Origin of the sequence: Actinoplanes oryzae (assembly GCF_030757795.1) — a bacterium.
In the GTDB taxonomy this organism is placed as follows: domain Bacteria; phylum Actinomycetota; class Actinomycetes; order Mycobacteriales; family Micromonosporaceae; genus Actinoplanes.
Genome location: NZ_JAUQWH010000267.1, coordinates 1 through 7,690 on the forward strand (window position 1 = coordinate 1; position 7,690 = coordinate 7,690).

Consider the following 7,690-nt stretch of genomic DNA (forward strand, 5'->3'; position numbering starts at 1 on the left):
TCGACGGCACGCCGTACAGCATCGTCCTCGCCGACCAGGCCTCCCTCACCACCGAGGCCCCGGCGGCCACCGCGACCTTCACCGGGCCGCTGGAGTCCGCGATCCGGCTGCTCTACGGCCGGCTCGCCCCGCAGCACACGCCGGCCGGCGTCGAGGTGACCGGCAACGTCACCCTCGACCGGCTCCGCGCCGCCTTCCCCGGTTTCTGACCACGACGACGCGTCCGGAGCCGGACGACCCGGCCGTCGCTCTCAGACGGCCGGGGTCCCGGGCGGCCCGTCGATGCCGTAGCCGCGGCGCCAGTCCCGCGGACTGAGCCCGGTGGCGCGCCGGAACGACGCCGCGAAATGCGACGGCGTGGTGAAGCCGCAGGCGTGGCCCACCTCCGTGATCGGCAGCGTGGTGCCGATCAACAGGCGCTTGGCCTCCGCGATGCGCAGGCCGATCAGATAGCCGCCCGGCGACTGTCCCGTGGACTCGCGGACCACGTGCGCCAGGCGGCTCTCGCCCACCCCGGCCAGGGCGGCCAGTTCCCGCAGGGACGCCGGCCGACCGACCGCGCCGCGGAAGACACCGAGCACCCGGCCAGTCAGCTCGTCCCGGGCCAGATCGGCGTGCCGGGTGAGCAGATGCACGGCCAGGAACGAGGCAGCCGACCGGGCGTACGCCTCCCCCGCGTCACCGGACCGGCCCGCCTCGAGCAGCGCCCGCGTGGTGCCCGCGACGGCTTCGTCGGCCAGATACGGCACGTCGCGGAGGGCGGGCGCGGCCGGCGCGGCGCCGAGTTCCCGGGCGGCGTCGCGCACGACATCGTACGGAAGCAGCACTTCAGCGCTCGTGAACGGCTCGGCGGCCGTCGCGCGCCAGCGTGCCCTGACCGCCCGGCCCGGCGCGGTCAGCGTCGCACTGCCCTTCGTGTACTCGGCGCCGGACCAGCGGTGGCCGTCCCAGCTCTCCCGGAAGGCCGCACCGCCGGTCACCACCACGAGGCAGTAGGCGTCGACCGCGGGGACGGACACATCGGCCACGTACGCCTCGTGTGCGCGCTCCTGCACGATCAGCGACTTCCACCCGGTCGTCGCCCGGCTGGAGAACAGCGGGCCCATCACCCGGCGCCCGGATCGCGACATTCCCCGGCCTCGATCACGACAGCACCTCGCGGCTCGGCCTGGTGGGATCGGGAAAGTGCCGGAAAACCGGAAGGAACATCGAGGAAGATCATGACGACACCATCATCCCACGACGCGTCCGAGCAGGGCGATCGGAGCCTGGAGACCATCCTGACCGAGATGGTCTTCCCCGCCGACGAGACCGAGCCGGCGGAGCGGACCCTGAGCCGGCTCGTCACGGAGAACTACCGCCAGCGGGTCAACGGCAAGGTCTACTCACGCGCGCACATGGCAGCCCACCTGACCGACGTTCGCACCATGCTCGCCGGTGGCCGCGTGGAGCTCGTCGAAGGGCTGCGCGACGGCAACCGCCTGGCGGCACGGCTGCTCTTCCACGGCAAGGAGGCGACCTTCGAGTCCACTGTGGTGGCGAGGCTCGCGGCGGACGGCCGCGTGGCGAGCGCCGTCGAAATCGCCCGGCCACTCGACGGTACGGACGACGACGCTCTGCTCTGAGTCTCGCGGCGACGGAGTGCGGCACCGCGCGCGTCACGACCGTCGTGCAGTGCCGCACGACGCCGAGGGCGTAGGGCGCGGGGCGCGGAAGCCCTCCGCCGTGACGCGCGTCGCAGCATTTGCCTCTGACGTCAACGTGAGGTTTTAGGCTGACGGCATGCAGATCAACGGCGCGAAAGCACTCGTCACCGGCGCGAACCGGGGTCTCGGCAAGGCCTTTGCCGAGGCGCTCGTCGCACGCGGTGCCACCACCGTCTATGCCACCGCCCGGCGGCCCGAGCTGATCGACGTCCCGGGCGTCGTCGCCCTCCCGCTGGACATCACCGACCCGGCGTCCATCGCCGCCGCGGCGGCCGAGGTCGGCGACCTCGACATCCTGATCAACAACGCCGGCATCTCCACCGAGGCTCCCCTGCTCGGCCCCTCCACGGACAACATCCGCCGCGAGTTCGACACCAACTTCTGGGGCACCCTCAACGTCACCCGCGCCTTCGCCCCCCGGCTCGCCGGCGGCGCGATCCTCAACGTCATCTCCGCCCTGAGCTGGTACGCCTTCGCGCCCACGAGCAACGGCTACGCCGCCTCGAAGGCCGCGGAGTGGTCGCTCACCAACGGCGTCCGGCTCGAGCTGGCCGAGCAGAAGACCCAGGTCACCGCGCTCGCCCTGGCGATCGCCGACACCGACATGATGGCCGGCTTCGACATTCCCAAGCTGCCCCCGCACGAGGTCGTGACGATGGCCCTGGACGGCCTGGAGGCGGGCAAACTGGAAGTGATCGCCGACACCCCCACCGCCAACGTCAAGGCGTCGCTCTCCCGCGACCCCGCCCTCTTCTACGCCGACATCCCCGGCGCCCTCTTCGGCTGACGCCGGGCCCCTGGGCGCGACGCTCTTCGCACGGACCGGCGGCCCCTGAATCAGTTCGCTGTGGCGCAGATCGCGTACGCCGTCACCGTTCCCAGAGCGGCTGTGTTGGTCGCGGTCCAGGCGGTCGAGGACGAGGGATAGCTCGCGCCGGGCTGGCCGCCGCCGGCAACGTTCACCCCGCCGCCCAGGACCTTCTTGCCCGCCGGGCAGGAAGCGACGGAGCTGCCGTTGCCGGTGGCGCCCGTCACGAGCGTGTAGCCGCTCACCCCGTCCGCGCCGGCCGGCCCCTGAGCCCCGGTGGCGCCTTGCGGGCCGGTCGCGCCGGCGGGGCCCTGCGAACCGGTCGCACCCTGCGCACCGGTCGCACCCTGCGCACCGGTCGCACCCTGCGCACCGGTGGCACCTGCGGCGCCCTGCGGACCAGTAGCACCGGTGGCGCCCTGCGGACCCGCGTCCCCGGTGGCGCCCCGCGGACCCGCGTCGCCGGTGGCGCCTTGGGCACCGGGGTCTCCGGGCGGGCCCTGCGGTCCCGCCGGGCCGGCGGCGCCCTGCGGACCAGTAGCACCGGTGGCGCCCTGCGGACCCGCGTCGCCGGTGGCGCCCTGGGCACCGGGGTCTCCTGACGGACCCTGCGGTCCCGCCGCGCCGGCCGCCCCCTGGGCACCGACCAGCGAGTTCAGGAAGTCACCGACCGTACCGCTGTTGCCCTCCTGCAGCCACAACGCAAAGGCCGACAGTCCGGTCGCACCGTCGGCGCCCCTGTTTCCGGTCGCCCCGGTCGCGCCCGTCAGCCCGGTGGCCCCGGTGGCCCCGGTGGCGCCCTTGAGCCCGGCCGGGCCGACCGGCCCGATGAATCCCCGCTCCCCGGCGGCACCGGTCGCACCCCTGGTCCCCGGCAGACCCGGTGCGCCCGGGAGCCCGGCGAGACCCTGCACCCCGGCGGGCCCGACAGGACCGCGAGCTCCGACCGGCCCCGCCGGACCGATCGGACCGGTGGCGCCCCGGGGACCCGGCGGACCGGGCGGGCCCGCCGGACCGGTGTTGCCGATGAGCCCCTGGATGCCGGGCACGCCCCGCAGCCCCTGCGCCGTCACGCGATCAGCCGGGCCGGATCCGACCCTGTTCCAGGAGAGCACCATGCCGTTCACGCAGCGGTCTGCCCCGGTGCCGGCGAGGACGCGCACGATGCCGGTCGAGCGGTCGACGCACGCGTGGATCACGTCCGCCGGCACGGCTCGGGCCGATCCGGCCACGGCGGAACCGGGCGAGCCGGCCACCAGTACGGCGGTCATGGCGGCGCCGACACCGCTGTACAGCCACGAGATGGGCATCGGGATCCGGCCTCCGGTCGGGCGATCGACGACGGGTGTCGCACCGTAGGTCTTCGCCCGGCTCCCGCGATCGGCCACCGAATTCCAAGGTGCAGTCCGGGTGCAATTCCGTCGACGGGCCGGAGCTCACCTTCCGTGCCGGGCCCGGCACGGCGGCTGCGGAGGCCATCGGCGGCGTCCCGCGGAGGGGCGCCGGCGCACGGTCAGGCCGCGAGCTGCCGCCTCATCGTCTCCGCGTCGTGCAGGGCCGCCATGTGGATGAACCGGCCGTCACGCACCTCGTAGATGGCGAACTCGGTGATCTCGAACGACTTGCCGGTGGCCGGCACCCCGAGCCAGTCCCGTGCGGGAGTGCCCGTGTTGGTCAGTCTCGCGGCGAGCCGGCTTCCGTCGAACAGCACCTCACGCAGTTCCCAGTGCAGGTCGGGGACCGACTCGACATCGGCCCTCTGGTGGGCGATGAGATCCTCGCGGGTGGCCGGCCTGCCGTTGAGGGTCGTGGTGTCGTTGATGAACTGGTCCATGCCGTCGAACTCGTGGGCATTGAGTGCCGCGATGTAGCGCTCATACCAGCGCCGGACCGAAGCAGTGTCGATTCCCGACATCTGTGACCTCGTCTGTCTGTTCCGGATTGCGTACGGACGTCGACAACGCTAGAAAGCCTGTCCTGCGCTTGCCAGAGCCCTCTCGAGCCGGAGGACTGGCAGGGTCACCGTTGCGGAATGTGGCCTTCACCCCGCAGCTCACCACCTTGAGAACCGGCTGCCACCGTCGCGGAGCGATGCTCAGGGCCGATCCGGTGTCGGGGCGAGGGCCGGGGTCAGTGCCGGCCCCGGCTTCCGGGTGCACCACCAGACGACGGCGGTGATGACGACGACGGTGAGGGCGGGGATGAGCTGGTAGGGCGAGCCGGCTCCGGCCGAGCGGTCCTGCGTCGCGCCGCCGAGGTCCACCCGCAGGGACGCGGCCAGGATGAAGGTGAACGTGTTGAGTACGGCGTGGAGCATGACCGCGATCTCCAGTCCGCCGGTGCGCCAGGTGATGACGGCGAGGCCGGCCCAGAGGACGAGATACCAGACGATGATGTACGGATCCGTCGCCCCGTGGACGGCCGTGAACAGCACGCTGGTGACCAGCACGCCGGCGACCAGTCCCGCCCGGGAGGTGCGGGTCCAGCTGCCGACGACGCGGAAGATCAGCCCGCGTACGCCGTACTCCTCGCCCGCCGACTGAAGCGGCGTGAGCAGCATCGTCACGAGGAAGAAGGCGATGAGGTCGCGCTGCGACCACGGCGATTCCGCGACGGGCTCGAGGGCGCCGAGGGTGTTGACGACCAGCCAGGCGGGACCCAGGACGAGAAGCGACCTGCCGAGGAGGCCGAAGCGGAAGCTCGACGTCACGGAGTGCAGGGACGCACCGGGTACGCGGTAGAGCCACCGCTGGATGAGCATGCTCCACGGCATGAGCAGGCCGAGCGAGACCATCGAGGCGGCGTGGGACAGCGGCGTGTAGTCGGTGCCGCCCAGGATCGGCGGGGTTCTGCCCGCCTGCTGGTCGATGAGCGCCGCCGCCCGGCCGATGACCGTCGGGAAGATGACGAGCCCCGCCAGCAGCAGGACGATCGCGAGTACGCCGCGGCCGATCCGGTGGGTGCCGCCCGCGAGCACCCGGTGATACTCCACTGTGGCCGGGACCGGCATCCCGGGGGTCGTCGTGGTCATTGGCCTCTCCATCGCCGCACTGTCACGCTGTACCAGCGGGGAAGCTAGCACGGCGTACTAGTACGATGTGACAGGAGGTGGCAGGTGACACAGGAAGACGGCACCATCGGCTCGCGGGAACGGATTCTCGCGGCAGCGGCGGCGATGCTCGCCGAGGACGTGACCGCGAAGCTGAGCGTCCGCACGGTCGCGGCGCGCGCCGGGGTCAGCACGGGATCGCTCCGGTTCCACTTCCCGAACCAGCGCGCCCTGCAGGACGCCGTGCTCGCCAGGATCTACGAGAACCTGTTTCCCGACGAGCAGATCCACGACCGGTCGCTGCCGGCCCGGGATCGGCTGGTCAACTGCCTCCGGCAGGTGCTCGCCCCCGCCGGCACCGGGAAGCAGGCGCGGGAGGCGTGGACCAAGGCCTACAAGACGTACATAGCGTCGGAGCCGACAGCGGAGGTGCGCGCCGCGTACCGGGACAGGGACCAGGCGGGCCGGCGCCGCATCGAGTACTGGCTGACGGTGCTCGCCGACGAGGGCGCGCTGCCCCAGGAGGACCACGCGAGCCGGGTGAGATTCCTGTCCACCGTCCTCGACGGACTGTCGATCGAACGGGCCCTGCCCACCGAGGACTCGATCCTCAGGTCCGAGACCGAGACCCTGTACATGGCCGTCGACTGTGTCCTCGGCCACTCCAGTACGCCGTACTAGCACAGCGTGTTAGTGTCGTGGAGGCCGACCGGCACACCGTCCCGGCGAAGGAGGCCCCCATGCTCGGCGACCTCGGGCAACGCAGGGCAGCACGGCGGATCCGCCCCGGCGACGGCCGCCCGCTGGAGCGCTTCCGCTGGTGGCAGCTGTTCACCGGACGCAAGCTGTTCACGCTGCGGGTGGGCCCGATCGAGTACGCGGTGGACGTACGCGTCAATGGCAAGCAGGCGGGTGACGACGGCATGGTCCACCTGTACGCCGACGGCCGGCACCGGGCCCGCTCGCGGATGCCCGCCGTCATCCCCGTCGACGGCGGCACCATCCAGGTCGCGAAGTCGGCCGTGGGCCTCAAGCGCGCCCACTACGTGACGACCACGGGCGAGGAGCACAGCCTCGTCCCCGATCCCGGATCGGCGATCGGCCGGCGGCTGCGCTTCGACCGCGAGCACCGGTCCCTGAGCCGCTGGGCCGGGGCCCTCTCCGTGCTGGCGCTCGTCGCCGGCGCCGGGATCAACCTCGTGCAGCTGCTCGAGCCGATCCTGGGAGTCCCGCCGATCGTCGAGCGGTTCGGCCGCTTCGAGTCCCCGATCGACCTGCCCGCGTGGCTCAACGTCGGGCTCGGGTTCGCCGCCGCGCTGGGCGCCGTCGAGCGGAGTCTGCGGCTGCACTACCACTGGCTGCTCGACGGTCTCGGCACATGAAAGGTGACTGACCCATGATCCGGCACATCTCCCTTCCGCGCGGGCCGATCGAGCTCGCGGCCGACCTGCACCTGCCCGATAATGTGGACGCCTCGGCCGCGCCCCTGCGCGCCGTCGTGCTCTCGACACCGGGCAGCAGCGTCAAGGAACAGATCGGCGCCAACTACGCCTCCCGCCTCGCCACGCACGGCTTCGCCGCACTCGTCTTCGACCCCGCGCACCAGGGCCGGAGCGGCGGCGAGCCCCGCGACCTCGAAGACCCGTACCGGCGCGGCGAGGACATCTCCTACGCCATCGACGCGCTCAGCGTCCTGCCCGGCATCGACCCGGAGCGCATCGGCGTCCTCGGCATCTGCGCCGGCGGCGGCTACGCCGTCCACACCGCCCGCACCGACCACCGCATCAGGGCCGTCGGCGCCGTCGACCCCGGCGAGATCGGCGCCTCCTTCCGCGGCTTCCAGGCCGAGGGCCCCGCCGCCGCCCTCGACGCCATGGCCCGGGCCCGCATCGAGGAGACCCGCACCGGCGAGCTGACCCGCGAGCAGTGGCTGCCCGACACCATGGAAGACGCCGAGCGGGCCGGGATCACCGACGTCGACCTGCTGCAGGCGATCCGCTACTACCGCACCGGGCGCGGCCGGAACGAGCACTCGACGAACCGCCGGCTCTCCCGGGGCGACCCGCTGCTGCTCGGCTACGACGCCTTCCACCTGGTCGACCAGCTCATGACCCAGCCACTCCAGCT

General features: G+C 72.5%; 9 protein-coding genes and 1 pseudogene. 6 read left to right on the forward strand and 4 right to left on the reverse strand.

Annotated elements, in window-relative coordinates; translation table 11 throughout:
- Positions 1-209, forward strand: a pseudogene (locus RBH18_RS41955) (maleylpyruvate isomerase family mycothiol-dependent enzyme); the annotation flags it as partial.
- A 42-nt stretch (positions 210-251) separates the two neighbouring features.
- Here the strand turns inward: RBH18_RS41955 and RBH18_RS41960 are convergent.
- A complete protein-coding gene (locus tag RBH18_RS41960; RefSeq protein ID WP_306216090.1) occupies positions 252-1,130 on the reverse strand; it encodes a helix-turn-helix domain-containing protein in 879 nt (292 codons plus the stop codon).
- 90 nt (positions 1,131-1,220) lie between these two features.
- Between RBH18_RS41960 and RBH18_RS41965 the strand changes: the two genes are divergently transcribed.
- Entirely contained in the window at positions 1,221-1,625 is a 405-nt protein-coding gene (locus RBH18_RS41965; RefSeq protein ID WP_306216091.1) for a hypothetical protein, read from the forward strand.
- Between the two features lie 157 nt (positions 1,626-1,782).
- Entirely contained in the window at positions 1,783-2,493 is a 711-nt protein-coding gene (locus RBH18_RS41970; protein ID WP_306216092.1) for an SDR family oxidoreductase, read from the forward strand.
- Positions 2,494-2,543: 50 nt separating this feature from the next.
- Here the strand turns inward: RBH18_RS41970 and RBH18_RS41975 are convergent, their stop codons facing one another.
- From RBH18_RS41975 to RBH18_RS41985, 3 genes are all read right to left on the reverse strand, one after another.
- Entirely contained in the window at positions 2,544-3,785 is a 1,242-nt protein-coding gene (locus RBH18_RS41975; protein WP_306216093.1) for a collagen-like domain-containing protein, read from the reverse strand.
- 242 nt (positions 3,786-4,027) lie between these two features.
- On the reverse strand, positions 4,028-4,429 hold the full coding sequence (locus RBH18_RS41980) for an ester cyclase (protein WP_306216094.1): 402 nt from the start codon (positions 4,427-4,429) through the stop codon (positions 4,028-4,030).
- Between the two features lie 180 nt (positions 4,430-4,609).
- On the reverse strand, positions 4,610-5,545 hold the full coding sequence (locus RBH18_RS41985; protein ID WP_306216095.1) for a CPBP family intramembrane glutamic endopeptidase: 936 nt from the start codon (positions 5,543-5,545) through the stop codon (positions 4,610-4,612).
- An 84-nt stretch (positions 5,546-5,629) separates the two neighbouring features.
- Between RBH18_RS41985 and RBH18_RS41990 the strand changes: the two genes are divergently transcribed.
- From RBH18_RS41990 to RBH18_RS42000, 3 genes are all read left to right on the forward strand, one after another.
- Positions 5,630-6,244 (forward strand): TetR/AcrR family transcriptional regulator, encoded by a 615-nt coding sequence (locus tag RBH18_RS41990; RefSeq protein WP_306216096.1) that lies wholly within the window; start codon positions 5,630-5,632, stop codon positions 6,242-6,244.
- A 59-nt stretch (positions 6,245-6,303) separates the two neighbouring features.
- The gene (locus RBH18_RS41995; RefSeq protein WP_306216097.1) at positions 6,304-6,945 is read left to right on the forward strand and encodes a hypothetical protein; all 642 of its coding nucleotides are present in this window, start codon (positions 6,304-6,306) and stop codon (positions 6,943-6,945) included.
- A gap of 14 nt (positions 6,946-6,959) precedes the next feature.
- Positions 6,960-7,690 (forward strand): alpha/beta hydrolase (locus tag RBH18_RS42000; protein ID WP_306216098.1); only part of this gene is annotated, 731 nt, incomplete at its 3' end.

Coding starts and splice junctions, on each gene's coding strand:
- RBH18_RS41960 (WP_306216090.1), bottom strand. CDS start 1,130: ATGTCGCGATCCGGGCGCCGGGTGATGGGCCCGCTGTTCTCCAGCCGG.
- RBH18_RS41965 (WP_306216091.1), top strand. CDS start 1,221: ATGACGACACCATCATCCCACGACGCGTCCGAGCAGGGCGATCGGAGC.
- RBH18_RS41970 (WP_306216092.1), top strand. CDS start 1,783: ATGCAGATCAACGGCGCGAAAGCACTCGTCACCGGCGCGAACCGGGGT.
- RBH18_RS41975 (WP_306216093.1), bottom strand. CDS start 3,785: ATGACCGCCGTACTGGTGGCCGGCTCGCCCGGTTCCGCCGTGGCCGGA.
- RBH18_RS41980 (WP_306216094.1), bottom strand. CDS start 4,429: ATGTCGGGAATCGACACTGCTTCGGTCCGGCGCTGGTATGAGCGCTAC.
- RBH18_RS41985 (WP_306216095.1), bottom strand. CDS start 5,545: ATGACCACGACGACCCCCGGGATGCCGGTCCCGGCCACAGTGGAGTAT.
- RBH18_RS41995 (WP_306216097.1), top strand. CDS start 6,304: ATGCTCGGCGACCTCGGGCAACGCAGGGCAGCACGGCGGATCCGCCCC.